The 25,748-nt window shown below is 58.0% G+C and carries 23 protein-coding genes; 12 read left to right on the forward strand and 11 right to left on the reverse strand.

Annotated elements, in window-relative coordinates:
* Window positions 1–58 precede the first annotated feature (58 nt).
* Window positions 59–1,276 (reverse strand): GAF domain-containing sensor histidine kinase, encoded by a 1,218-nt coding sequence (locus N6L24_RS05195; RefSeq protein ID WP_271843601.1) that lies wholly within the window; start codon window positions 1,274–1,276, stop codon window positions 59–61.
* A gap of 128 nt (window positions 1,277–1,404) precedes the next feature.
* Complete coding sequence (locus N6L24_RS05200) at window positions 1,405–1,968, reverse strand: DUF4202 domain-containing protein (RefSeq protein WP_271843602.1); 564 nt, start codon at window positions 1,966–1,968, stop codon at window positions 1,405–1,407.
* A gap of 180 nt (window positions 1,969–2,148) precedes the next feature.
* Here N6L24_RS05200 and N6L24_RS05205 point away from each other — a divergent pair, with 180 nt between their 5' ends.
* The 6 genes from N6L24_RS05205 (at window position 2,149) to N6L24_RS05230 (ending at window position 5,951) form a co-directional block, all read left to right on the forward strand.
* Window positions 2,149–2,760, forward strand: coding sequence for a ribonuclease D (locus N6L24_RS05205; RefSeq protein ID WP_271843603.1), 612 nt, complete (start codon window positions 2,149–2,151; stop codon window positions 2,758–2,760).
* A complete protein-coding gene (gene lptC, locus N6L24_RS05210) occupies window positions 2,760–3,368 on the forward strand; it encodes an LPS export ABC transporter periplasmic protein LptC (RefSeq protein WP_271843604.1) in 609 nt (202 codons plus the stop codon). The genes N6L24_RS05205 and lptC overlap by 1 nt, the downstream gene beginning before the upstream one ends.
* Before the next feature lie 8 nt (window positions 3,369–3,376).
* A complete protein-coding gene (locus tag N6L24_RS05215; RefSeq protein WP_271843605.1) occupies window positions 3,377–3,865 on the forward strand; it encodes an LptA/OstA family protein in 489 nt (162 codons plus the stop codon).
* A gap of 10 nt (window positions 3,866–3,875) precedes the next feature.
* Window positions 3,876–4,634, forward strand: coding sequence for an LPS export ABC transporter ATP-binding protein (gene lptB, locus N6L24_RS05220; protein ID WP_271843606.1), 759 nt, complete (start codon window positions 3,876–3,878; stop codon window positions 4,632–4,634).
* Between the two features lie 246 nt (window positions 4,635–4,880).
* Window positions 4,881–5,447 carry a ribosome hibernation-promoting factor, HPF/YfiA family gene (gene hpf / locus N6L24_RS05225; protein WP_271843607.1) on the forward strand — a complete coding sequence of 189 codons (567 nt, stop codon included), beginning with the start codon at window positions 4,881–4,883 and terminating at the stop codon, window positions 5,445–5,447.
* Between the two features lie 39 nt (window positions 5,448–5,486).
* The gene (locus tag N6L24_RS05230; RefSeq protein ID WP_271843608.1) at window positions 5,487–5,951 is read left to right on the forward strand and encodes a PTS sugar transporter subunit IIA; all 465 of its coding nucleotides are present in this window, start codon (window positions 5,487–5,489) and stop codon (window positions 5,949–5,951) included.
* A gap of 10 nt (window positions 5,952–5,961) precedes the next feature.
* Here the strand turns inward: N6L24_RS05230 and N6L24_RS05235 are convergent, their stop codons facing one another.
* The 4 genes from N6L24_RS05235 to N6L24_RS05250 all read right to left on the reverse strand — a co-directional run bounded on the left by N6L24_RS05235 (window position 5,962) and on the right by N6L24_RS05250 (window position 11,252).
* Entirely contained in the window at window positions 5,962–7,389 is a 1,428-nt protein-coding gene (locus tag N6L24_RS05235) for a nodulation protein NodH (protein ID WP_271843609.1), read from the reverse strand.
* A gap of 4 nt (window positions 7,390–7,393) precedes the next feature.
* Complete coding sequence (locus N6L24_RS05240; RefSeq protein ID WP_442872585.1) at window positions 7,394–9,073, reverse strand: DUF5927 domain-containing protein; 1,680 nt, start codon at window positions 9,071–9,073, stop codon at window positions 7,394–7,396.
* Between the two features lie 14 nt (window positions 9,074–9,087).
* Window positions 9,088–10,074, reverse strand: a complete 987-nt coding sequence (locus N6L24_RS05245) for a glycosyltransferase family 2 protein (protein WP_271843611.1) — start codon at window positions 10,072–10,074, stop codon at window positions 9,088–9,090.
* A gap of 164 nt (window positions 10,075–10,238) precedes the next feature.
* Window positions 10,239–11,252 (reverse strand): glycosyltransferase family 2 protein, encoded by a 1,014-nt coding sequence (locus tag N6L24_RS05250; RefSeq protein WP_271843612.1) that lies wholly within the window; start codon window positions 11,250–11,252, stop codon window positions 10,239–10,241.
* A 94-nt stretch (window positions 11,253–11,346) separates the two neighbouring features.
* Here N6L24_RS05250 and N6L24_RS15570 point away from each other — a divergent pair, with 94 nt between their 5' ends.
* The gene (locus N6L24_RS15570) at window positions 11,347–13,149 is read left to right on the forward strand and encodes an SDR family NAD(P)-dependent oxidoreductase (RefSeq protein WP_334312312.1); all 1,803 of its coding nucleotides are present in this window, start codon (window positions 11,347–11,349) and stop codon (window positions 13,147–13,149) included.
* Here N6L24_RS15570 and cysQ read toward each other — a convergent pair.
* Window positions 13,146–13,943 carry a 3'(2'),5'-bisphosphate nucleotidase CysQ gene (gene cysQ / locus N6L24_RS05265; RefSeq protein WP_271843613.1) on the reverse strand — a complete coding sequence of 266 codons (798 nt, stop codon included), beginning with the start codon at window positions 13,941–13,943 and terminating at the stop codon, window positions 13,146–13,148. The two genes, N6L24_RS15570 and cysQ, sit on opposite strands and share 4 nt — an antisense overlap.
* Window positions 13,944–14,060: 117 nt before the next feature.
* Here cysQ and N6L24_RS05270 point away from each other — a divergent pair, with 117 nt between their 5' ends.
* Both N6L24_RS05270 and N6L24_RS05275 read left to right on the forward strand, forming a co-directional pair.
* Window positions 14,061–14,882 carry an ABC transporter permease gene (locus tag N6L24_RS05270; protein ID WP_271843614.1) on the forward strand — a complete coding sequence of 274 codons (822 nt, stop codon included), beginning with the start codon at window positions 14,061–14,063 and terminating at the stop codon, window positions 14,880–14,882.
* Window positions 14,879–15,505, forward strand: a complete 627-nt coding sequence (locus N6L24_RS05275) for an SH3 domain-containing protein (protein ID WP_271843615.1) — start codon at window positions 14,879–14,881, stop codon at window positions 15,503–15,505. The genes N6L24_RS05270 and N6L24_RS05275 overlap by 4 nt, the downstream gene beginning before the upstream one ends.
* A gap of 14 nt (window positions 15,506–15,519) precedes the next feature.
* Here the strand turns inward: N6L24_RS05275 and N6L24_RS05280 are convergent, their stop codons facing one another.
* Window positions 15,520–16,131 (reverse strand): alpha-ketoglutarate-dependent dioxygenase AlkB family protein, encoded by a 612-nt coding sequence (locus N6L24_RS05280; protein ID WP_271843616.1) that lies wholly within the window; start codon window positions 16,129–16,131, stop codon window positions 15,520–15,522.
* Window positions 16,132–16,331: 200 nt separating this feature from the next.
* Between N6L24_RS05280 and dnaK the strand changes: the two genes are divergently transcribed.
* The 3 genes from dnaK (at window position 16,332) to radC (ending at window position 20,321) form a co-directional block, all read left to right on the forward strand.
* Complete coding sequence (gene dnaK / locus N6L24_RS05285; RefSeq protein ID WP_271843617.1) at window positions 16,332–18,248, forward strand: molecular chaperone DnaK; 1,917 nt, start codon at window positions 16,332–16,334, stop codon at window positions 18,246–18,248.
* Window positions 18,249–18,328: 80 nt separating this feature from the next.
* On the forward strand, window positions 18,329–19,480 hold the full coding sequence (gene dnaJ / locus N6L24_RS05290; RefSeq protein ID WP_271843618.1) for a molecular chaperone DnaJ: 1,152 nt from the start codon (window positions 18,329–18,331) through the stop codon (window positions 19,478–19,480).
* Window positions 19,481–19,571: 91 nt separating this feature from the next.
* Window positions 19,572–20,321: a RadC family protein gene (radC, locus tag N6L24_RS05295; protein WP_271843619.1), complete on the forward strand. Its 750-nt coding sequence runs from the start codon at window positions 19,572–19,574 to the stop codon at window positions 20,319–20,321.
* Here the strand turns inward: radC and N6L24_RS05300 are convergent.
* From N6L24_RS05300 to secA, 3 genes are all read right to left on the reverse strand, one after another.
* Window positions 20,318–21,877: a phosphate ABC transporter substrate-binding/OmpA family protein gene (locus N6L24_RS05300; protein ID WP_271843620.1), complete on the reverse strand. Its 1,560-nt coding sequence runs from the start codon at window positions 21,875–21,877 to the stop codon at window positions 20,318–20,320. The genes radC and N6L24_RS05300 overlap by 4 nt on opposite strands.
* Before the next feature lie 25 nt (window positions 21,878–21,902).
* Window positions 21,903–22,880 (reverse strand): translocase, encoded by a 978-nt coding sequence (locus N6L24_RS05305; RefSeq protein ID WP_271843621.1) that lies wholly within the window; start codon window positions 22,878–22,880, stop codon window positions 21,903–21,905.
* A 110-nt stretch (window positions 22,881–22,990) separates the two neighbouring features.
* On the reverse strand, window positions 22,991–25,690 hold the full coding sequence (gene secA, locus N6L24_RS05310; protein WP_271843622.1) for a preprotein translocase subunit SecA: 2,700 nt from the start codon (window positions 25,688–25,690) through the stop codon (window positions 22,991–22,993).
* Window positions 25,691–25,748: the final 58 nt, after the last annotated feature.

The following is a 25,748-nucleotide window of genomic DNA, read 5'->3' on the forward strand; positions in this document are numbered from 1 at the left end:
ATGCAAAACGCCCGCTGCAAGGTCAGCGGGCGTTTTTTGTGCGTAAATTTCAGCGCGCTTAGGCCACATCCTCGACAGGCTGGCTGCGCCATTTTGGCAGACGAATAAGCGCTGTGGTGCTGTCCTCAGATGTATGCACTTCAAACTCACCCCCGTGCAGATCCACCAGCTTGCGCGTGAGCGGCAGACCAAGGCCCAGCCCGCCGCCGGTGCCGCGGTGATCCATATTCCCGCCGACAACAAAGGGTTCATACAGCTGCGCCAGCTCCACATGGTCATGTAGGTGGCCGTTGTCCGTCACACTCAATTCCAGATAGCCACCTTCCGAAATCTGCGCGCCCAGCTTGATCTCTGTGCCGCCGTGCAACAGCGAATTTAACAGCAATGCAGACAGGCAGGTTTTCATGTGGCTTTCGTCCAGCGTGACCGGAACCTCTGGCAAATCCGTATCGCAGCGCAGGGTCTTGCTGCTTTCGGTTGCTGCGCTGGCGTGAATGTCCTGCAGCTCGCCCAACAGCTCTTTCAGTGACACCGGCGCGTCGTTCAATTGCAATTCACCCGTGGTCGTGTTGCTAAAGCTCAGAACAGCCTCCACCAAACGCATCAGATGCTCTGCAGAGCGCAGGGCCCCGCGTGCCATCTTGGTGTTTGCCTCATCCCGTGTGCGCAGCTCCAGGAGTTGCAATCCACCTTTGATCACCGTCAACGGCGTGCGCAGCTCATGACCGACCAGGGTCATAAAGGTCGACTTTGCTGCCGAATCCGCAGGCGCAGCCGGGGCCGCCGGTTCCCGCTCAAGCGCGGCCACCACGGCTTTGCCGAGATCATGCAGCACGGCCATCTGTGTTTCGCTCGGCGGCTCATGGGGTTTCACATCAAGCACACACAAGCTGCCAAACCGAAACCCGGAAGACAGAACCAGCGGCACGCCCGCATAGAACCGCGCTTGGGGACCGCCTGCTGCCACCATCGGGTGCTCTGCGAATTTGGCGTCTTTGCTGAGGTCCGGGATCACCATCGCCTCACCGGACATGATGGTGTGGGTGCAGAATGAATTGTTTTTGGGCATCTCGCCAAGTTCAATGCCGACCACGGATTTGTACCACTGCGTGGCATCCTCGATCACGCTGATATGCGCAATCGGGCAATCAAACAGTTTGCGCGCGGCGTCACAGAGGCTGTCAAACAGCACATCATTGTCACGCGACAGGCCTTTGACGGCCGAAACGGCGCGCACGCGCGCCTCTTCATTAAATGGGATGGGGTATGTTCTCATGTCTCAAAATCCAAAATCTGTTCGCCTTGCCCCAACAAGACAGGGTGATTCGGTTCATTTGGCGTTTAAATTGGTTCCAAATTGAGACACGGACGACCCACCCTGCCGGGTGAGCCATGAATTTTCTCTTAGATCGCGAATGCCTGGGCCAGATTTTCTGGCAGCTCAAACTCTTTCAACACCCGCGCCCGCGCCTCAGCCGACATCTTTCGCGCGGTTTTTTCCACGATACGCTGGACTTTGTCTTCCGGGTGTTTTGCGGCGAAGGGTGCAAAATACCATGTGAGAAACGCAAAGCAGATGACATCTTCCAGCGCCTGCACGTTCTCATGTCGCTTGATGCCCTCTTTGCGCAGCATCTTTTCGGTTTCTTCGATGGCCTCGGCGTCATAACCGGCCGCTGCCATAAAACCACCAACCCGCTTGGCATGATGCGCCGCCAAATCCTTGCGCCAGGTCAAATAGCCCGCGCGCCCATCGGGATAATCGGCACGGGCCAGAACCCAGCGCTCGACGTGCTGGCCGCGCGCTGCGATCTGCAGTTCTTCACTGGCGTTCGGAAAGAGACGGGCCAGTTGCTGACTCATGCGTTGTCCGTAAAGCAGGGCCTCTGGTTGCCCTTCGTCTAGTCGCGGATCTTTTTCATTTGCCGCATCAATCGCGTTCAGAACCTGTGTCAGCCGGTCGCTCATCTGCCGATATTCCTTTTCTACTGCAAGCAAAGGTTAACACAGCGCATGGCTTGCCTCCCAGTGCGGATCGCCGCTTATATGGTGAACATGATCCTGAATTACGGCTTTTCCCCTTGGGATATGATTGAAACCAGCAGATCAAAGCCGTAAGTCCACAGGGAACAGAAAACCGAGGCGACTATGGCGAACCATCTTTATCAGGGCGATCTGCCCGACGGGCTTGATCTGGGCCCGGTTGTGGCAATTGACTGTGAAACCATGGGGCTGAACCCGCACCGCGACCGCCTGTGTGTGATCCAGATGTCAGGCGGCGACGGCGATGCCCATCTGGTGCAGGTCACCAAAGGCCAGACCGCTGCGCCGAACCTGTGCAAAATGCTCGAAGACCCGAACGTGCTCAAGCTGTTTCACTTTGGACGCTTTGATATCGCCGCCATGTACAACGCCTTTGGCGCGCTGACGGCGCCGGTCTATTGCACCAAAATCGCGTCCAAACTGGTGCGCACCTACACGGACCGCCACGGCCTGAAGAACCTTCTGCAAGAGCTGCTAAATGTCGACATCTCAAAACAACAACAGATGAGCGATTGGGGCGCGGAAACACTGACCGCCGCACAGTTGGACTATGCGGCCTCTGATGTGCTTTACCTGCATGAGTTGCGCAACAAGCTGAATGCGCGGCTGGCCCGCGAGGGGCGGATGGATCTGGCACAATCCTGTTTTGATTTCCTGCCGACCCGCGCCAAGCTTGACCTCGCAGGCTGGCCTGAAATCGATATCTTTTCGCACTGATGGCACGGCGCGGGCTGACATATTCCCGGGTGATTGCCTGGCTCAAGGTTGGCCTGCCGGTCATCGCTTTGGCCCTGCTGTCGACGATGTTTCTGTTCTCGCGCTCTAACGCCCCTTCTGGTGCCCTGCCCTTTGCGGATTTCGAATTGGAAGAGCGGGCGCGTGATCAGCGCATCACCGCGCCGTTTTTTGCCGGCCAGACCAGCGCCGGATACGATATTTCTGTGAAAGCGGATTTTGCACAGCCAGGTTTGAAAGACCCGCGCCTGACCGAAGCGCAATCCGTGGCTGCGACCATCAAACTGGCGGACGGCAATATTGTCGACCTCAATGCGCAAAGCGCCGAGGTCGACAGTTTGAACCGTTTGGCCGACCTGTCGGGCGTTGTGACCATCACTTCTAGCAACGGCTACAAGATGGTTACAGAAAGCTTGGCCTTGAATATGGATGCGGGCAGCGCCACCTCTGAAACCGAGGTACAGGGAACGGGCCCCGCCGGCACATTCACTGCGGGAGCGATGGAGCTGCTCAATCCACCCGAGGGCGAGAATAGCCGTTTCCTTTTCACAAACGGCGTCAAGCTGGTATACACACCTGCAAAAGAATGAGGTCTGAAATGCTGCGTTTCATCATCTTGGCCATAGGTCTTAGCTTGTGCGCCGTCGCCACGGCGCAGGCTCAGACCTTTAAGGTCGACTTCGGTATTTCCAGCCAGGACCCAGATGCCCCCATCGAAGTCAATGCGGATGCGCTGTCAATCACGCAGGACACCGGGGCCGCCCAATTTGATGGCAATGTGATCATCACCCAGGGTGACATGCGTATGGAAGCCGCCGTGGTTGACGTGTTCTATAACGAAGACCAAAGCGCCATCGCACGTCTTGTTGGCAGTGGCGGCGTATCGATCTTTAGCGGCAAGGACACCGCCGAAGCGCAAAATGCAGAATACGATGTTGATGCCGGTTTGATCCGCATGAATGGTCAGGTTCTGCTGGTGCAGGGCGTCAATTCCATCAGCGCAGAACGCATGACCGTGAATGTGACCAACTCAACCGCCGAAATGCACGGCCGGGTGCGCACCGTGTTGCGCCCCAATGCAAATTGACGGGGATCACATGGCGAAACCCAAACTTACTGTCACGGATGGCCGCTCTGGCCTGCGCGTCGAGAACCTGCGCAAGAGCTATCGCAAACGTGTGGTGATCCGCGATGTCGCGCTTGAATTGCAGCGCGGCGAGGTCGTGGCGCTGCTTGGCCCCAATGGCAGCGGCAAGACCACCAGTTTTTATGCCATCGCCGGGCTGGTTGTGCCCGAAGGCGGCAAGGTCAGCATTGATGGGCGCGATGTGACCACGATGCCGATGTATCGCCGCGCCAAGCTGGGCATCGGGTATCTACCGCAGGAAATGTCGATTTTTCGCGGGTTGAGCGTTGAAGACAATATCATGGCGATCCTTGATATTGCCCATTCTGATGGCCACAAGCGCCGCGAACGGCTGGAAGAATTGCTGTCAGAATTTTCGATCGAACACCTGCGCCGCGCGCCGGCGCTGGCGCTGTCGGGCGGGGAACGCCGCCGGGTTGAAATCGCCCGCTGCCTCGCTGCGGACCCGAAATACCTGCTGCTGGATGAACCGTTTGCGGGCGTTGATCCCATTTCCGTCGGTGACATCCGCCATCTTGTGTCTGACCTGAAAAAACGTGGCATCGGCGTGCTGATCACCGATCACAACGTGCGCGAAACGCTGGAGATCGTCGATCGGGCCTATATTTTGCATGACGGCAAAGTCCTGATGTCCGGCAGCCCGGATGAAGTCGTGGAAAACGAAAATGTACGCCGCGTTTACCTTGGCGACAGCTTCAAAATTTCCTGATCCGATCAAATCGTCAGCGAATTTCTTCCAATTCAATGTGAGTCGCGATTGACAATTCGCGCCCTGCCTGTCCCAATGTGGATATGACGCTCGTGACTTTTTCCTTGCTGATCTTGGCGCTCTCAATTCTGGGAACCCTTGAGAGCAAGCTGCACCTGCGTCCCATTCCAACATTCTGAACCTCGCCTGCCCTGCGCTTCGCAGGGGCAGACCGTTTTCAGCAATGTTCACTAAGAAGGAGACAACATGCGCTATCAAGTTTCAGGAAAACAGATCGATATCGGCGAATCTCTGCAAACACATGTGCAGGGAGAGCTTGGCGGAATTGTCGGCAAATATGCGGAACGCCCGACCGACGCCCAGATCGTCTTTTCCAAAAGCGCTCATGAATTTGTCTGTGAAACCACGGTGCATCTGTCCACCGGATTGACGGCACAAGCGAAAGGTCGCGCAACAGAAATCTATGCAGCCTTCGACAATTGCACTGAAAAAATGGAAAAACAGCTGCGCCGATACAAGCGGCGCCTGAAGGACCATCACAAGGACCGCAGCGAACCGGTTGAACTTTCGGGGGCATCATCTTATATCCTCGCCACCGACAACGCTCAGGATGAGACGGAACCAGACACACTGCAGCCGATTATCGTGGCAGAGATGCAGACCCAGATCCCGTCCCTGTCCGTTGGCGAAGCTGTGATGCAGATGGAAATTGCTGGCGCACCGGTTCTGGTGTTCCGAAATGAGGGGAAAAACGGATTGAACGTGGTGTACCGCCGCGACGATGGCAACATCGGTTGGATCGATCCGCAGTAAAGAGTGTCGGGGACCATCCCGGCCGGAGATACAGGCTCGATGGACCTATCTACATTTCTACGCCCTGAGGCGGTCAAAGTGATTTCGGCCGCCTCTAGCAAACGACGCTTGCTGCAAGAATTCGGCGAAATCGCCGGAAGCTGCTATGGCCTTGATCCGGCTGAGGTCGTGAGTGCGCTGCAAGAACGTGAAAGCCTTGGGCCAACCGGAGTTGGCAAGGGCGTTGCGCTGCCCCACGCGCGGCTTGATGGCATCGACACCGTGACCGGTGCCTTTATCCTTCTGGAAAAACCTGTTGATTTCAACGCTGTAGATCGCCAACCCGTCGATCTTGCCTTTGCGCTTTTTGCGCCGATGGACGCGGGTGTTGAACATCTGAAAGCCTTGGCCTTCGTGTCACGTACCCTGCGTGAACCCACGACCTGCTCCAAACTGCGGGCCAACCCCGAAGCCTCGACGCTGTTCACCATTCTGACCGAAACGGATTCGGTTCAGGCCGCTTAGGCCAGCGCGCTTAGGGCTGCCAGTTTTCAAATCCAAACGCCATATAGTCGCGCTGGTAGACATCTCGCGCCAGCGCCTCAATGTCTGCGTCATAGATCTCGGCCAGCGGGATCGGTCCAATCGGCTCAGCCGCCCCAAGCGCGGGCGCATCCGAGCGGCCAACTTTCGCGGCAAGATAGGCCAGATCACGCGCCAAATCATCTTCGCGCAGCACCATATCCGGCACCGCCAGCACACCAAATCCAGACAGGATGCTGGCCTGCGTCGACCAATAGCCATCTTGGCGAATCGCGGTCTGCCCGGCGAGATTCGCCTTGGTGAATTCCAGGTAGGATTTAAAGGCAGCCCGATGGGCGGCGGCATCATATCCGGCGTCTGGCATCTCTTCGGGGATGGGCAGTTTGAAGCGATTGCGCAGGGTGCGCCGGATCTTGGGAAAACCGCGATCATGCGGCAGGATCATCTGGCAAAAAGACGCATGCGCCCGCGCCACCGGATGGCGCAGCACGCTGAACACCCGATGCGGTACATTGCGGCGTTTCCATTGGCGCACCGCCTTCTGGTTCAGCTCAGTCAGCAGCGCGTCAACGGGCACCCCATCCAGCGCCGCCATCCAGGCTTTGACCTGTTCAGTCGGTCCCCCTTGAATTGGCAGGAACATCAGCCCGGACTCCGGGGTTGCCACATAAGAGGGCACCGCAGGCCCACGGCGTGGTTCGAAATTCGGCGTTCTGTTCAGGTTGAACAGATCATACTGGGCCAGGGCCGCGGGGATGTCGTCAAAATTCTCGACCTTGTCAGCAAGCGGGCTGGGATTTTGGCGCTTGAGCTTGTTGTCCAGCATCTCCAACTGCGCCTCAATCCCCAGAAAGCGGGCCAGGCCGTTCATCACCGATACATCCTGCAGATCTTCGTAGGCGACATAAAACGCCGTCTGGCCACTGCGTTGCAGCGCGTTCAGCAGATAGACCTGAAACCCCTGCATGCGGGCGGTGAATTCAATGAATTCGTCGCCCTCAAACGTCACCTTGCTGTCGCGCCGCTTGCGCACATCGGTCAGCTTCCACTGCCCGGTGGCTTGGGCAATTTTCCAGCTGACGTAGCTGTCCATCGGATTGCGGGTCAGAATGATCTTGGCGCAGCGCGGATCCTGTACGCAGCCATCCAAGATGCGCGGATCATGATCATGAAAGAACCGAAACCCACTGAGCGTGCCGGGCGTGGCCTTGATGGCATCCAACACAAGTTCTGGTGTTGCGTCACGCTGGGCCTGGGAAACGCCCAGCAGGTCCTGTTTGTTGGGGTAGCCAATGAAATGCGGGTTAAAGGCCTCGCCCAGACAGGCCAGCCCCGGGAAAGCATTGATGTTCGCTTCCAGAAAATTGGAGCCCGTGCGCATTTCTGCAAAAACAACGAAATAGTCGAACTGTTGGGTCATGAAGTCACTGCACCAAATAGGGGCGACGCGGCAGGTTGCTGGAATCTGGGTCATCCGGCGTCACAGAAAAATCACCCATCAGATAAGGATGCATGCCCTGATTTTTCAGGTTCTGCAGAAACTTCCCAAATCCTGTAAGATCAGTCATGCGCGGGGCCTCGGTCAGGCGATGCGGAGAGCGGATGCGAATTTCGTCAACCACGCTTTGCAAAGGCTCCATCGGGGCCTCAATAAATTCGGCCATGGTCCAGATGCGCACCCTCGCCTTGGCCCAGGGTGACCGCAGAACATCAAGAAATTCAGATTCGATTTTCTGCAGTTTTGCCGCTTCCTTGCGGATATCTGCAAAGTTGAGATTGGATTTGAACAAAGGCACGGCCCAAGCCCCGGAAATGACCGAGATTTGCGCATTGGAATCCTTGGCCATCAGCCAATTGTTGCCTTGCTTGTCACCGGGGCCATATTGGAAACACTGCCGTTCCCCACGGGTGTTCCAGATCAGATTGGTCAAAAACGCGCGCGGGTTGTTATCGCGCAATGCCGCGTTGTCGGTCAGCGCGCCGTTCAGGATATGCTGCCCGGAGGCAAATTCTGCCCGCTTGGGTGCAAACAGATGCCCGTGCACCTGACAGCCCGTGGCGCGCGCCAGCCAGGGTTCGAAATCTTCAAACAGTTCCGCAAAGCCCTGAAACACCGAATAGGGGGCTGAGGTCACGCCGTTTTCCCAGCTGTGGTGCAAGAAGCGTGACTGCATGTATAGACCGGGCCGGCCAATCGTGCGCCGCTCTACCGCTTTGGCAAAAAGCCGGTCGATTTTTGTCGGGTTGGGTTCGGCTGTGCGGCGCTCGGCGGTCTCGGGTTTGAGGAACGCGCTATAAAGCCGGTCGGCCCCCGGCCAGATTTTGCGCGCAACAAAACAATCGGATCGACGCAGAAGCTGTAGATGATCGTCGTAAAAGATGTGTGGTTTGCCCTGATAATCAAACTTGGACAGGGTCAGTGAGCGGCTTTCGATATCCGTGGAATAAAGCCGCGCCAGAGACTGAAAATAGCTTTCGTCCGGGATCCACACTTTCTGAAAATAGGCATCATAAGCCGGACGCTCCGGGTCCTGCAAAATGGCCGATAACGTCTGTCGCGTCAGGCACCACCATTGCGACCCCATATGCGGCACCAGACCATTGGGTATGCGGCGTTTCATCCCGATGCGGCGCTGAAATTTCACGTAACGATCAAACAAGAAGCGGTGCTTTTTCCATGAAAAGGGAAAGCGCAAGGTAAACCGCTCTGCGTCCAATCCGCCAACCGTCCAAGGCACATCCGCCGTGGTGGCTGATTCAATGAAATCAGTGCGCGGGCGGGCATCAAGGTAGTCTTTCAGCTCCGCCACCGGGCGCAGCGGCAAGCAGGAGCCAGAGGACAGATAGACATGGCGCACGTCAGGAAAGCGCTCCAGCATCAACTCGCTTGCCGATTGTGCCGCGGCGACAAGCCCCCACATGCCCCATTCGCATTTATGGCGCGCGCTGAATGTGATCAGCGGGTCTTGTGCCAAAGCCTCGCGAAAACTGCGATAGGTCTTGCGCGGCACCGATGCATCCACATGGATCACAACCGGGCAACCTGATGCCGTCCAATGGCGCGCCACCTCTGTCGCGCGGTGCAGCGCCTCATGGACCAGCATGATCACCCCCAGCGTCACGCCCAGTTTCCTTTCGACATGAGCCCCAAAATCTCAAGCTGGCGCCAATTGATATAGCGCTCGGACCATTTGCACCAAAGGTCAGGGTTGCGCTGCAGCGTCGCGGCATAGGCCTCATATTCGACACTATCGCCATAGTGCTGCTTGCGGGCCAACTCTTCCTGCGCTTTCACCGGGAAGGTATTGAGAAACTTGGTATGCAAGAGCATTCCGCTGGCTTTCTCTCCGCCCCATTCTTCGTAAACGCGGTTCAGCCCGCGCGGCAACAGCGCATGGGTTGAGCTGACATAGGCATAGTGGCGGTCCCATTTCACCAGTGGAATTTTGTTCAGCGCTGGCGCCTGATAGGGCTTGTCGACAAAAAAAGCACGCGCGCGCGGGCCGCCCTGAATCCAGAGGTTGCCATACTCATAGTTCTTTTTGATGGAGTAATTGCCCGCGTCAAACCAACTGGCGATGTCCATCGGGTTTTGACCCGCCGCATAGGGAAATTCGTCGATCCGCCCCTTGGGGTACATATCCAGCAGCATCGCAGAAAAACTGCGCAGCGATCCGCTATCCAGCCAATCGGTCAGTGCCTTGATCGGACGGCTGTCACAAAAGGGGTAGATGAAAAACTCATCCGGATCGACCACCAGCGTCCAATGCCCATGGGCGTATTTGCGTTTCAGCGCGTTCATCCAATCCACGCCAAAATTTGCCGCCTTGTAACTGCCCTTGGTATACCAGACCGACACATCCGGCATACCGCGCAACAGGTCCATCAACCCATCTGTGCTGTCATTGTCCACGACCAGGAAATGATCAATGCCCATGTCGCGGTAGTATTGCAGGAAATAGGGAAAGCGGATGGCTTCGTTGCGGGCCGTTGTCACAAGCAGTGTGTGACCGGGTTTGATATGCCCCGTGTGATCCTGTTTGCACCGCAGTTGGCGTGACTTTCGCACCGCCCGGATGATCCGGCGTTTGCGGCGAATCCGCATGCGATACGAGTCCCAAAGCCCCACCGTTGCACACCACTTCTTAATTGCTATTCCGTGACGCCCTGCCTGTGCGCCCGCGTTTCAATGTTATGTCACAGTCATAATCTTGAAAGCAATGGATTTAGAAAGCGTTAGCCCCGGTTGTCGCCAATCGGCGACAGCCCTTAACCCAGTTGAAAGGGCAAAAGCGCTTCGGTCCACATTGGCGGGGACATTAACCCAAATTGGACCAGTTGTTCTGGCCCCTCATAGGCGACGGATCCAGTATGCCAAAGATCCGGGGCCGTCATGATCTGATCATAATAGCCGTCAAAATCCTCGGGCCGGTTGAAATGCTGTTTGCGCTGCTTTTCTGTTTCCGATTTGGCAGCAATCTCAGGCAGGAATTTTGTGTGCAGCAACACACCAGACGGCCCTGCGCTGCCAGGGCCCGCATATTGATAGTTCAGCTTCGGCGGCAGAATGGAATGGCAGGAATTCACATAGGCAAATTTGCGGTGCCATTTGACCAGCGGCAATTTGTTCAACGTGGGTGAGCGATGCGGATCCTCGGCAAAAAACACCCGTTCCCGCACGCCGCCCTGCACCCATAAATTGCCGAGCGGCCACTGGCGCTGCGCGCGATAGGGGCCGACATCAAACCATTGCAGAATGTCCCGCGGATCATCGCCGGGCGTATAACTTTGGCCGTTCACGGGACCTTTAGGATAAAGATCCAGCATCATCGCGCCAAAGGCACGCCGGCCCTGCGAATCCAGCCACTGCGTCAATCCTTTCAAGGGCACCTGATCCTGCGCCGCATAGACCAGCACCTCATCCGCATCCACCATGAGGCACCAGCGATTGTGGGCATGTTTGAATTGCAGCCATGTCAGCCAATCCAGCCCAAAACGCGCAGCATGATACCCCGCATCGGTTTGCCAAAGGGATACATCTGGTTGCGCCCGCAAATACGCCAGGCTGCCATCGTCGCTGCCATTGTCCACGATCAAAAACTGCGCCACGCCCAGCGCACGATAATGCGCCAGAAAAAACGGCAGCCGGGTCATTTCGTTGCGCATGACCGACACCGCAATAATGTCATCAGCCGCAAGATCGCCGGTCTGGTCCTTGACCGGCGTCAGCGCATGGCGCGCGCGAAACGCGCGCCACAACAGCCGCCGCCGTTTCAAGCGCATCCGGTAAGCATCAATTAACGATCTTTTCTGCATAGTGCGTCACAGGCGGGGCAAGTCCCCTTCAGCTTTGCACGACTATGGGGGCGCGGATCAATTGCTAAATCTTTCAAGCACCGCAACTGCGTCAACGCGCCCTCCTTTCCAGGCCCTGCACAAACGGCTGTTTGACGTCAGCCTTGTGCTCATTCTGGCCCCGCTCGCGCTGCCATTGCTGGGGCTACTGGCGCTCCTGGCGGTGCTGACCCATGGGCGTCCGGTTTTTTTCGTGTCAGAGCGCATGGCTTCGCCCACGCACGGCTTTCAGATGATCAAGCTGCGCAGCATGCCCGGTGAGCAGAACGATGGCAAAGCCACCGGCGGTCACAAAATGCCATCATTGGGTTGGTACGGGCGCTTTCTGCGGCGCACCCACCTGGATGAATTGCCGCAGCTTTTAAATATCCTGAAGGGCGATATGTCCTTTGTCGGCCCGCGCGCGCCGCTTCGGCGATATGTGGAGGCGCGCCCGGATCTGTATGGCGCTGTGCTACAAGCACGCCCGGGCCTCACCGGGCTGGCGACCGTGGTCTACCGCAAGACCGAGGGGCGCCTGCTGGCGCGCAGCCGATCGGCCGAAGAAAATGATCAGGTCTACTTGCGCCGTTGCGTGCCGCGCAAGGCACAGCTTGATCGGATTTACGTTGCCCATCAGAGCCTTGCGACAGATCTTAGAATTATTGCGGCCACCGTTTTCCCGCACATTCGCCCAATCGCCAAATGCGCCCAGCGCCGCGGCCCCGCGCCGCGCGCGGACCATGCCCATTTGCTGGCCCGCGCCCCGATGGGCAGCCAGTTGGGCCTTTATGCGGCAGAATTTGCCGGGGGCAGCATTCTGATCACCGGCGCAGGCGGATCAATCGGGTCAGAAATCTGCCGCAAGCTCGCCCGCTGCCATCCACGCGAGTTGATCCTGCTTGAGCAGAGCGAATTGGCGCTCCACCAGATTTGCCAAGAGCTGACGGAAATTTGGCCCCAGATGACGGTGATGCCAATCCTTGGTTCTGTCACCGATTCCGCGCTGCTGGAGGAGCTGTTTGAGAGCCGCAATGTTGATGTGGTCCTGCATGCCGCGGCTTACAAACATGTGCCCCTGCTTGAAGATAACCTGCGCCCAGCGCTGCACAACAATGTGCGCGGCACAGTGCGGCTGGCCAAGGCGGCGCGCAAGGCGCGGGTGGCGCGGTTTGTGCTGATCTCGTCAGACAAGGCTGTCCGCCCCAAATCCCGGATGGGGGCCAGCAAACGCCTTTCTGAAATTGTGCTGCAAGATATGGCCACCCGCAGCGGAGCCACCTGCTTTTCCATCGTGCGGTTTGGCAATGTGCTGGGCAGTTCCGGCTCTGTGGTGCCCCGATTTGAGGCGCAGATCGCGGCGGGCGGGCCCGTCACCGTCACCGACCCGCACATATCCCGTTACCTGATGACCGTGTCCGAAGCGGTGGACCTTGTGCTGACCACAACAAAAACGGCGCAAAATGGCGATATCAACGTTTTGACGATGGGGCCGCCGGTGCGGATTGCCACGTTGGCAGAACGTATGATCCGCAGCGCAGGCAAAACGCCACAAGCGCGAGGGCGCCGCCGTGACGGCATTGCGATCACCTATGTAGGTTTGCGCCCTGGCGAAAAACTTTCAGAAGAACTGTCACTATCAGGGGCCTTGCACCCCACACCCCATCCACGCATTCACCGCGCACCTGACCCGTGCCCGACCGAAATCGAGGTCGCCACACTGCTAAGACAGCTGGATCAGGCACTAAAAAACCGCTGCGACGCAGAGGCCGCAGCGGTTATTGACCAATGGGCGACGGGTCCAGTGAACACCACCGCCGAACATCGACATGAAAGAAAAGCTTAAGCCTCTTTCAGCTCTACACTTGGGGCATAGGCAATGAAAAACGGATTGGCGAAATCCTCCTTGCCGTAGACCAGCGGCGTGTGGTCATCAAAGCGCACCACATCACCGCCCGCGCCCAGCAGGACGGCATGACCGGCGGCTGTATCCCACTCCATGGTGCGGCCAACACGCGGATAAAGATCCGCCTCGCCGGTCGCGACCAAACAGAACTTCAGCGAACTGCCAGCGCTTTTGCTGTCTTTGATGGCGTATTTATTGATGTAATCATCGGTCGCCTGATCACGGTGGGATTTTGATGCCACCACCATCAGCGCCGTATTGTCCGCCTCAGCGACGTTGATCGGGCTGACAGCCCCCAGCGTTTCTGGATCAAAACTGCCGGTCTCTTCGACTGCTTGTCCATCGGCCTGGGTAAAAAACATGCGTTCGCGCGCCGGGGCATAGACCACCCCGCGCTGCGGCACGCCGTTTTCCACATAGGCGATATTCACCGTGAAATCGCCGCGGCGGTGAATGAACTCCTTGGTGCCATCCAGCGGATCAACAATCAGGAAGGTATCGCCCTTGGCCTTGTGGCTATCGGCCTGCTCTTCGGTCACAAGCATCACATCCGGAAATGCCGCGCGCAGACCGGCGGCAATGATGGCATCTGCGGCCTCATCTGCTGCGGTCACAGGGCTGTCGTCTGACTTCACCTTCACCTCAAAATCATCGGAGTTGTAGATCTCCATGATTTTGTTGCCCGCTTCGATAGACAGGCGACGCATCAGCGGGACAAGTGTTTCATAATTCACGGCAGACTCCTAAAGAGGGATTTGTTGAAAATTTAACATGGCGCCCTTATGCTGCGAGCAACACGGAACAGCAAGAAATCCATACCCTGACAGAGGCAGAAAGGCCGCCAATCGTTAATGTTTGAGCAAACCGGCCCAAAAACCACGCTGCAATCGGCCCTCACCATTTCAGAATTGGTGTATCATTCGATTGTGCGCAAAGTGCGCAAGACCCATAACAATGCGGTTTTGTCGATCCTGCTGAATATGCTGCAGGTGGTAATTTTTGTGCTCGCCTTCTTTCTGATGTTTTCGGTCTTGGGTCTCAAGGGGGCGGCCATTCGCGGCGACTTCCTGCTTTACATGATGACCGGAATTTTCATGTTCATGACCCACACCAAAACCATGGGGGCTGTGGTCGGGGCGGAAGGGCCATCTTCGCCGATGATGAAACATGCGCCGATGAACACGGCGATTGCCATTCTCGCGGCCGCGCTGGGGACGCTATATATCCAGGCGCTGTCGATGGTCATGATTTTGTTTGTCTACCACGTCGGCTTTACCCCCATCGTGATTGAGCAGCCCATCCATGCGCTGGGCATGATGATGCTGTCCTGGTTTACAGGCTTTGGCATCGGGCTGGTGCTGCTGGCGATCAAACCCTGGTATCCAACCTTTGTCTCCATTGCCAATACGGTCTATGCACGGGTCAACATGATCGCCTCGGGCAAGATGTTCGTCGCCAATACTTTGCCAAGTTTCATGCTGGCGATGTTTGATTGGAACCCGCTGTTTCACACCATTGATCAGGCGCGCGGCTATACGTTCATTAACTATGTGCCGCGCAATACCAGCACCACCTATCCGCTGGTGGTGGGGCTGATTTTGCTGATGATTGGCCTGATGGGCGAATTTTACACCCGCCGCCAGGCCTCGCTCAGCTGGGGGTCAAAACGGTGAGGCGCTGGCTTGGCATATTTGCAGTGCTGCCCAGCCTCGCTCTGGCCGAAGGGCATATGCCGGATGCGTTTCCCGTGCTTGGGCAGGTTGTGAATGTCGCCGCAGATGATGTTTTGAATATCCGGCTAGACCCATCGGCCCAAAGCGAGGTGATCGGCACCCTTGCGCCGAACAGCGATAATATCGAACTGGTCGACAAAAGCGCGGATCAGCGCTGGGGACGGGTCAACACCGGCGAAGGCAGTGGCTGGATCAGCCTGCGGTATTTCGACGTGCCCGCGCAGGCACCCTGGCACAGGTTTGAGCGCCCCCTGCGCTGTACCGGGACCGAACCATTTTGGGATTTTGACATCGCGGCAGGCGCAGCCGCAACCCATTTTGAAGCGATCGATACCGACCTGCGCAGCTATGCCGTAGACTGGCAGTCCAGCATTGCGGCGCGCTGGGTAGACAGTATCGCTATGGGCGGCGGCGATCTGACCGAAGGTTTTACAGCGCTGATAGAAAACCAGATCTGCAATGATGGCATGTCCGATCGCACGGATGCCTTGCGCCTGCGGCTTTATCTGCATCGCGATGGCGCGACCTCCGGCTTTGACGGCTGCTGCACGCTTTCGCCCTAGGGCATCACCTCATCCTATGTCACCACACGCAGCGTCAGATTGATGCGCCCGCCTTTGGGCAGAAGCCGCGCGCTTTGATAGCGGATACGATCGACGCCGTGATAGCAAAGCCGCGCGGCCCCGCTCATCACCACCACATCCCCTGACGTGAGCCAGAGCGACTCGGTTCTGCCGCCCCGCGACCGATTGCCCATGCGAAACAGCGCGTCATCCCCCAGAGAAATCGAGACAACCGGCCAGTCAAAACTGGCCTCATCCTTGTCTTGGTGCATACCCATCCGGGCAGATTCGCCATAATAGTTGATCAGGCAGCAATCCGGCGCGCGGTCCACGCCGCTGACCGCAGCCCAAACCGAAAGCACCGACGCGGGAATATCCGGCCAAGCCTGTCCGCCCGGGTGATGCGCCTGATAGCGATAGCCCGCGCGATCCGTGACCCAGCCGACAGAACCCGCCGAAGTCATGCGCACCGACATGGGCTGGCCACGCGGCGTGACGGGTGCAACAAAGGGCGCGACCGCTGCGATCTGGCGAATATCCTCCACCATATCTGCCTGCGCTTGGGGTGACAGAAACCCCTTGAAAACCTGAAAATCGCGGATTGTCAGCGGTGTAACATCGGCCATTGTCCCCCACGCTCCGTCTTGGGGCGAGATTCCCACGTTTTTACGCTTTCATCCCGCATCTGATGCTTGCAGCGGCTTTTTCTGCTCCCTATATACCCTCCGAAGCGTAAGGGCCAAAGGCCCCTGCGCCCAGGATCGGGGCCGGATGCCGCAATGGGTCCGCGTCTCTGAAAATCGCCTTAAGTCAGAAGGGATCAAATATGGGCAAAGTTATTGGTATCGACCTCGGTACAACGAACTCCTGTGTGGCCATCATGGATGGGTCACAAGCACGTGTGATCGAAAACGCCGAAGGCGCACGCACTACGCCTTCGATCGTTGCGTTCACGGATGACGAGCGCCTTGTAGGCCAGCCGGCGAAACGCCAGGCCGTCACCAACCCAGAAAACACCATCTTTGGCGTGAAACGCCTGATCGGCCGCCGTTTTGATGACGCCGCTGTCGAGAAAGACAAGAAAATGGTGCCATATGCCATCGTCGACGGCGGCAATGGCGATGCATGGGTTGAATGCAAAGGCGAGAAATATTCGCCATCGCAAATCTCTGCCTTCACTCTGGGCAAAATGAAAGAAACCGCCGAGTCCTATCTTGGCGAAGAAGTCACGCAAGCGGTGATCACCGTGCCTGCGTACTTCAACGACGCTCAGCGTCAGGCCACCAAAGACGCCGGCAAAATCGCCGGCCTCGAAGTGCTGCGCATCATCAACGAACCGACTGCGGCAGCCCTGGCCTATGGTCTGGACAAAGAAGAAACCCAAACCATCGCGGTCTATGACCTTGGTGGTGGTACATTTGACGTGACCATCCTTGAGATCGACGACGGCCTGTTCGAAGTCAAATCCACCAACGGGGATACCTTCCTGGGTGGTGAAGACTTTGACATGCGCATCGTCAACTATCTGGCTGACACGTTCAAAAAAGAGCACGGCGTTGATCTGTCCAAAGACAAGATGGCCCTGCAGCGTCTGAAAGAAGCAGCAGAAAAAGCCAAGATCGAGTTGTCCTCTGCCTCCCAAACCGAAATCAACCAACCGTTCATTTCGATGGGCAAAGACGGCGCGCCGCTTCACCTGGTGATGAAGCTGACCCGCGCCAAGCTGGAATCGCTGGTTTCTGATCTGATCAAAAACTCGCTGAAACCATGCCAAGCTGCTCTGAAAGATGCTGGCCTGTCCGCAAGTGACATCGACGAGGTTGTTCTTGTTGGTGGTATGACCCGGATGCCAAAGGTGATCGAAGAGGTCACAAAATTCTTTGGCAAAGAGCCGCACAAAGGTGTGAACCCGGATGAGGTTGTGGCCATGGGTGCCGCCATTCAGGCCGGTGTTCTGCAAGGTGACGTGAAAGACGTTGTTCTGCTGGACGTGACCCCGCTGTCCTTGGGTATCGAAACCCTCGGCGGTGTGTTCACCCGTCTGATTGACCGCAACACCACCATCCCGACCAAGAAGTCTCAGGTCTTCTCGACCGCCGAAGACAACCAGAACGCCGTAACCATCCGTGTGTTCCAGGGTGAGCGTGAGATGGCAGCGGACAACAAGATCCTTGGCCAATTCAATCTGGAAGACATCCCGCCCGCACCGCGCGGCATGCCACAGATCGAAGTGACCTTTGACATTGACGCCAACGGCATCGTGTCTGTATCCGCCAAGGACAAGGGCACCGGCAAAGAGCAGAACATCACCATTCAAGCCTCCGGCGGTCTGTCCGACGAGGATATTGAGCAAATGGTGAAAGACGCCGAAGCCAACGCCGAGGCCGACAAAGAACGCAAAGAGCTGGTGGAAGCACGCAACCAGGCAGAAAGCCTGATCCACTCGACCGAAAAGTCGATGGAAGAGCATTCTGACAAGGTTGACCCAACCACCATCGAAGCGATCGAGCTGGCGATTGCCGCGCTGAAAGACGATCTGGAAGACGAAAAAGCAGGCGCCGACAAGATCAAATCTGGCGTTCAGAACGTGACCGAAGCGGCCATGAAACTGGGCGAAGCGATCTACAAAGCCTCTGCTGAGGAAGCCGCGGATGAACCCGCCGCAGCTGACGACGCAGCGGGTCCGGCGGATGACGACATCGTTGACGCGGACTTCGAAGATCTGGACGGCGACAAGCGCTAAGCACGTGGTCGGATCATGACATCGGGCCGGTCCGCTCGCCGGATCGGCCCTTTTCATATTCCGGCCCAGAGGAGTAACCCATGGCAAAACGCGACTTCTATGATGTGCTCGGCGTCGGCAAAGGGGCCTCTGCGGATGAAATCAAAAAGGCCTATCGCAAGAAGGCCAAGGAATTTCACCCGGACCGCAATGCCGACAACCCGGACGCAGAATCAAAATTCAAAGAAGCCAACGAAGCCTATGAGATCCTGAAGGACGCCAACAAAAAGGCGGCCTATGATCAATATGGTCATGCGGCCTTCGAAGGCGGCATGGGCGGCGGCGGCGGCGCACGCGGCGGCCATCCCGGCAATGGCGATTTCGCCAGCGCATTTTCGGATGTATTCGACGACCTGTTTGGCGACTTCATGGGCGGCCAGCGCGGTGGCGGTGGGCGGCAACGGGCCGCGCGCGGCTCTGATCTGCGTTACAACCTGCGCGTCACGCTGGAAGAGGCCTTTTCCGGTCTGCAAAAAACCATTCAGGTGCCAACCTCGGTTGGCTGCACCTCGTGTAACGGATCAGGCGCAGAGGGCGGCGCAGAGCCGACCACCTGCCCCACCTGTTCCGGCATGGGCAAAGTGCGCGCGCAACAAGGGTTCTTTACCGTTGAACGCACCTGTCCGACCTGTTCCGGCCTTGGCCAGATTATCAAAAACCCTTGCGGCAACTGTGGCGGCATCGGGCGCACCGAAAAGGATCGCTCCCTGTCGGTCAATATCCCGGCTGGTGTTGAAACCGGCACGCGTATCCGCCTTGCAGGCGAAGGCGAAGCCGGATTGCGCGGCGGGCCTTCGGGGGATCTTTATATCTTCATCGAAGTGGCCAAACACAGCATCTTTGAACGCGAAGGCACCAACCTCTTTTGCCGTGTGCCTGTTTCCATGACCGCAGCTGCACTCGGCGGGGACATCGAAGTGCCCACCATTGATGGCGGCCGCAGCCGTGTAAAGATCCCGTCTGGCAGCCAATCAGGCCGTCAGATGCGTCTGCGTTCCAAGGGCATGCCCGCATTGCGCGGCGCAGGTCAGGGCGACATGTTCATTGAACTGGCGGTGGAAACCCCGGTCAATCTGACCAGCCGCCAAAAGGAACTGCTGCGCGAATTTGATCAGCTGTCCGAAGAAAACAGCCCGGAAAGCAGCAGCTTTTTCAAATCGGTCAAAGGTTTCTGGGATTCGATGAAAAGCTAATTGGCAGAGAATGCACCAAAAAGGGCGCATCCGCGGATGCGCCCTTTTTTGTTTTAAGCCCTTGCTAACGCGCAGGCTGCATGCTGCGGTTATGCCTGCCTCCAAACACCCACAGCCCCCTCTGTTTGATCTGCCCGCGCCGGCGGCCAGCGTTGGCAAGACCCCCTCTTATCTGGCGGACCACCGCAAGCGCCTGCGCGCGCGTTTCATGGACGGCGGGGCCGACGCGGTTCCGGATTATGAATTGCTGGAACTGGTGCTTTTTCGCGCCCTGCCCCGGCAAGACGTCAAGCCGCTGGCGCATCGCATGCTGAAATCTCTGGGCAGTTTCAATGCTGTGATCTCCGCGCCAGCCCCGCGCCTGCGAGAGATCAACGGGGTTGGTCCAGCTGTCATCTGTGAGCTCAAGATCGTTGAGGCGGCCGCGCATCGCCTGGCCCGCGCACGGGTGATGCAGCGGCGCGTCCTCAGCTCTTGGGAGGCCCTGCTGGATTATTGCCGGGCCACCATGGGCCATCGCGCCACCGAAGAGTTCCGCATTCTGTTTCTGGACACCAAGAACACGCTGATCGCAGATGAGGCACAGGCGCAGGGCACGGTCAATCACGTCCCGGTCTATCCACGCGAAGTGATCAAACGCGCCCTAGAGCTGGATGCCAGCGCGCTCATTCTGGTGCACAATCATCCATCCGGCGATCCAACACCGTCGCAGGCCGATATTCACATGACCGCGCAAATCGCCACGGCCGCGGCGGCGATGTCGATCACCTTGCACGACCATCTGATCATTGGGCGCAATACCCACATCAGTTTTGCCAGCGAAGGGCTGCTGCACGCTTAGCGCAACCAGATCTCAACCCGGCGGTTCACCTGCCGCCCCCAGGCGCTTTCATCACAGGCCATGGGCAGCGCCTCGCCATAGGCCTCGACGGCAATCGCAAGCCGGGTCGTATCGGCGTTTTCAGCTGCGGCAAGCACGGCGGTTTTCACGGCATTGGCACGGCGCAGGGCAATCTCGCGGTTTGCCTCGGCAGAGCCCGCGCCATCGCTGAACCCGACAAACACAAGCTCGCGCCCGTCATACGTGCCCAGCTCCAGCGCCCGCGCCAGCTGCTGGGCGTTGGAGCGCGATTGCGCATCCAGCGCCGAAACGCCCGGCTGAAAGCGGAATGTTGTCGTCAGGCGACTGTGCTGGCCCAGACGCGCGACAATAGACTGCAGATCTTCCAAAGGCACCGCCTGCCCGGCCTGGGCAATGGCATTGGCAAATCGTTCGCCTTGTTGCGCAACAGTGATCTCTTCGGGGGATTGGTCGACAAACCCTGCGCGGCGGATCACGATCTGCGCGGCAGGCCCGCGCATATAGGCCAGAAAGTCCCGCGCCATCTTGGGCAAGCGGCGCGCCGGAAGATAAAGGAACATGGGCGCGTTGAGCGGGTAATCTTCGGTCTTGATCGCCCGGCGACTGGCATGAATACCAAAGCCGCAGCCACCCGAAAGCGGCAGAACAGACGCACTGCGCGCGCTGGAATGGGTGGCCATGCCGATCGCAAACGGATCCCGCTGCACCGCGCTTACCAGCGCGGCCATCTGGGCGTGTTCCACCACAGCGTCACTCAGCGCCACGTTCGCGGGCTGGATCAGAAGGTCCTCGAGCGCCTCCAGCAGGCCTGTGTCCCGCTGGGGCACATGCACCGCGATCGGAGCGTCCGGGCCGCCAATGTCCTGCCAATTGGTGATCTGCCCCGCAAAAACCAAGGCCAGATCGCGCGCCGAAATGCGCGTGACCGGGTTGCCTGCCGCAACGACGGGCACCAGCGCGTCAAGGGCCACAACACGGCTGCGGTTCTTGCCGCGCAGATTGCCGAGCCCGGCCTCATACCCCAGCCGTGCCTCAGCCTCGCGGATTTCGCGCAGGGACATTGCAATGTCAGCTTCGTTGGCCAGCAGATCGGCAAAACCCTCTGCGCTCGTGGCGGCGCGCAGGTGAAACCGCGCCAAGGCCGCGCCGCTGTCTGGATCGCTGAATTCATAGGTGAAATGCGTTCGGTCATGGGAATAGCGCGCGACTTTAAAGCCATTACGCAGCGCAAAACCGTCGAGCAGCGCAGGCATCAACACATCCGCCATGCCCGCCGCGCCCGAGATCGAAACCTCGGCCACAAACTCGGTCAGGTTCGGGCAGCCCGGCCCCTCACACTGCACGCCAGAGCCATCTATGCTGAGCTCCCCATAGCGTGTTTGGACGCGATAGAATTCCCCGTCAAAGCCAAGGAGCAGGCCGTTGATTTCAACCGCCCCGTCGGGCGAGCGCAGGGTGATGTCTTGCGCCCAGCTTGGCAGACCGCTCAGGCAAATGGAAAGTGCGGCGAAAACCGCCGCACGCATGATCTTCATGTCTGGAACCCTGCTTTGCGCTTTTTTACTTCTGCGCGATTGTCAGGTCTTGGAGCAGGTTTTTCAACACCAGAAAGTCGCCTGTCGCCCCACAATCTGGCATTGCAATTTCCAGCGCGCGCGTGGTTGGCGAACCGCCGCGTTGCATTTGCAGGCTTGTGGCGCTGATATCGCGGTTACAGTTGCTGCCGTTCACCTCCACTTCGACCGAAAGCGCTACGGTGCCGTCACGGTCGGCGCTGCCTGAAGGGAAGGTATAGACATCAACCATCTGCGAGACTTCGCTCAGCCCATCGCCCAAACGCAGCAGAAAGCCGCCATTGCCGCCGATGACCGCACTGAGGTCGCGGCTATGGCCGTACCAGACGTGCCCGGTGCCGCCATACTCGGCCCCAAATTCAAGCGCATGGATCTGTAGCCCGGTTTCGCCCTGCCACTGTAGCGCGGCGCGATCATAAAACCGCAGCGAGGGTACAGCGGCAGAGGTTTCAATCACGTTGCCATTTGGAAATGTAACGTCAAAACGCGCCTCTTCGTGCAGCGCAGGCACGGTGATGGCGAGCGCGCCTTCGTCATCCAGCAACTCGGTAAAACTCAGACCCGCATGCGAAATCACCACGCGCGCGCCTGGCAGGCAAGACGCCGTGACCTCAAGATTGACCAGCGCGGCAACAGCCGGTTGCGCGCTTAGGCGCGGGCTGCATTGCAACAGCGGTGTCGCGACCTCAGATGGCATGCTGCGCGTGGGCTGATCACTGGCCACATTCAGCGCCACACGCTGGATCGGAAAGGCGGTGTTGGTATCGTCAAAACGCGGCCATTGCGGCAGCCCGTTTGACGCACTTATTGCCGGCGCTATGGTCTTGGCGGGGGCCTCGACAACGGCTGCGGCTTCGGTCGGCGCGCCGCTCTGCACAAAAAGCCCGGCGGCAACCGCAACCGAAAATGTTGCGCCCGCCATAACGATACGGCGGCTGCGTTCTGTAATTCTCACTAGTTTCATCGGATTTCTCCCAAAACTGACCGGCCAAGCCTGCACAGAAAAAAGGGCGCCGATGTGGCGCCCTTATGGTGAATCCCTGAAGATTTGGGCTGTCGCCCCGATCTAAACGATCAGGCCAGCTTGCCGTGGCAATGTTTGAACTTCTTGCCCGACCCGCAAGGGCAGGCATCGTTGCGGCCCGGATTGCCCCAGGTGTTCGGATCGTTTTCATCAAACCCGGCCACTTGCGCTTCTGGCGCTTCGGCGGTGGGCTCGTTGGGCTGCGCCGCTTGCATCATCGCCGCCTGACGCGCCTGCATTTCTGCGATCATGTTGCGCTGCTCTTCTTCGGTGAGCGGGCGGATCATCGCAAGATTGCGGGTCACATCACTGCGCAGCGAATCCAGCATGCTTTCAAACAGCTGAAAGGCTTCGTTCTTATATTCGTTAAGCGGATCACGCTGCGCATAACCGCGGAAACCCACGACCGAACGCAGATGTTCCAAGGTCAACAGGTGCTCGCGCCATTTGTTGTCGATGATCTGAAGCAGGATCTGCTTTTCGATATTGCGCAGCTGCGGCACACCAAATTGCGCCGCTTTCTGCGCCATCAGCTCATCCGCAGCCTTTTCCAGCCGTTCCTGAATGTCTTCGTCGTCCACGCCTTCTTCGGCGGCCCATTCCACCACGGGCACGTTGATGCCCAACTGCTCGCGGGCGGCCATAGCGAGACCTTCGGTATCCCATTGGTCCGCATAGGTTTTTGGCGGCATATATTGGTTCACGAGATCATCAATGACCTCATGGCGCATATCGGTGACGATTTCCGACAGGTCCTCGGCTTCCATGATTTCGCGGCGCTGGCTAAAGATCACCTTGCGCTGGTCATTCATCACATCGTCAAACTTCAGCAACTGTTTGCGGATATCAAAGTTGCGACCCTCGACTTTGGCCTGCGCGCGCTCCAGCGATTTGTTGACCCAAGGGTGCACAATCGCCTCACCCTCTTTCATCCCGAGTGTCGACAGCACCTTGTCGAGGCGATCAGACCCAAAGATGCGCATCAGGTCATCTTCCAGCGACAGGAAGAAAGCAGAACGCCCCGGGTCGCCCTGGCGGCCAGAGCGGCCGCGCAGCTGATTGTCGATGCGGCGGCTTTCGTGACGTTCTGTTGCCAGAACAAACAGGCCACCGGCGGCTTTCACCGCATCTTCATCGGCTTTGTGCCCCTCTTCGATACGCGCGCGGATTTCATCTGGGTTGCCGTCCGGATCGGCGGCAATCGCCTCCATAATCTTGAACTCGACGTTGCCGCCCAGTTTGATGTCGGTGCCGCGGCCCGCCATGTTGGTGGCAATGGTGACAGCGCCCAGCTTACCAGCGTCGGCCACAATCTGCGCCTCTTGCTCGTGTTGGCGCGCGTTCAGAACATTGTGCGGGATGCCTTCCTGCTGCAGAAGCTGCGACAGCAATTCGGATTTTTCAATCGACGTGGTGCCCACCAAAGTCGGCTGGCCTTTTTCATGGGCCTCTTTGACAGTTTCAACGATGGCTTTGAACTTTTCCTGCGCCGTACGATAGACCGCGTCATCTTCGTCCACGCGGGCGATGGGGCGGTTTGTTGGCACTTCGACCACGCCAAGGCCGTAAATCTCGGCAAATTCTTCGGCCTCGGTCAACGCGGTGCCGGTCATGCCACCCAGCTTGTCATAAAGGCGGAAGAAGTTCTGGAATGTCACCTGCGCAAGCGTGACGTTTTCCGGCTTGATCGAGCAGCCTTCCTTGGCCTCAATCGCCTGGTGCAGCCCTTCGGACAGGCGGCGGCCCGCCATCATGCGGCCGGTGAATTCATCGATCAGAACCACCTCATCGTCGCGCACGATATAGTCTTTGTCTTTGGTGAACAGCTTGTGCGCGCGCAGACCCTGGTTGACGTGGTGCACAATCGTGGTGCTTTCCGGATCATACAGAGACTGGCCTTCGGGCAGAATGCCGCGCTCAAGCAGTTGCGCTTCGAGCCAATCGTTGCCTTCATCGGTGAAAGACACGTTCCGGGTTTTTTCATCCAGCGTGTAATGCTCTTCGCTGATCGCCGGGATCACCGCATCAATCGACTGATAAAGCTCGGTGCGGTCCTGCGCCGGGCCAGAGATGATCAGCGGGGTCCGGGCTTCGTCAATCAGGATCGAGTCAACTTCGTCAACAATCGCGAAATGATGGTCGCGCTGATACATGTCGGCCAGTTCGGATTTCATGTTGTCGCGCAGGTAATCAAAGCCCAGCTCGTTGTTGGTGGCATAGGTGATGTCGCAGGCATAAGCCTGCTTTTTTTCGTCATCCGGCTGCTGCGGATAAACAACGCCGGTGGTCATGCCAAGCGCGCTGTAAACCTTGCTCATCCATTCAGCGTCGCGGCGGGCAAGATAATCATTCACCGTCACAATATGCACGCCCTTGCCAGTCAGCGCATTCAGATAGGCCGGGAAGGTGGCCACAAGGGTTTTCCCCTCGCCGGTTTTCATTTCTGAAATATTGCCCTGATGCAGAAAGATGCCGCCCATGAGCTGGGTGTCAAAGGCGCGCAGGCCCAGGGCGCGCTTGGCCGCCTCGCGGCAGTTGGCAAAGGCGTCGGGCAGGATATCATCCAGCGCCTCACCCTTGGCAATTCGCGCTTTGAAATCTTCGGTTTTGGCAATCAGCTGCGCATCGGACAGCGCCGCATATTCGGTTTCAAGCTCGTTGATCTTGGCGACGATCGGTCGGGTTGCTTTGATCTTGCGGTCATTCGGTGTGCCGAAGACCATTTTGGTCAATTTTCCAAAACCCAACATGTTCACTTGTCCTTTGTTGACAATTTCTTGCGCCGCTAACGCTTGCTCGTCTGGCCCC

The organism is Cognatishimia sp. SS12 (assembly GCF_028369055.1).
Taxonomy (GTDB): Bacteria; Pseudomonadota; Alphaproteobacteria; order Rhodobacterales; family Rhodobacteraceae; genus Cognatishimia.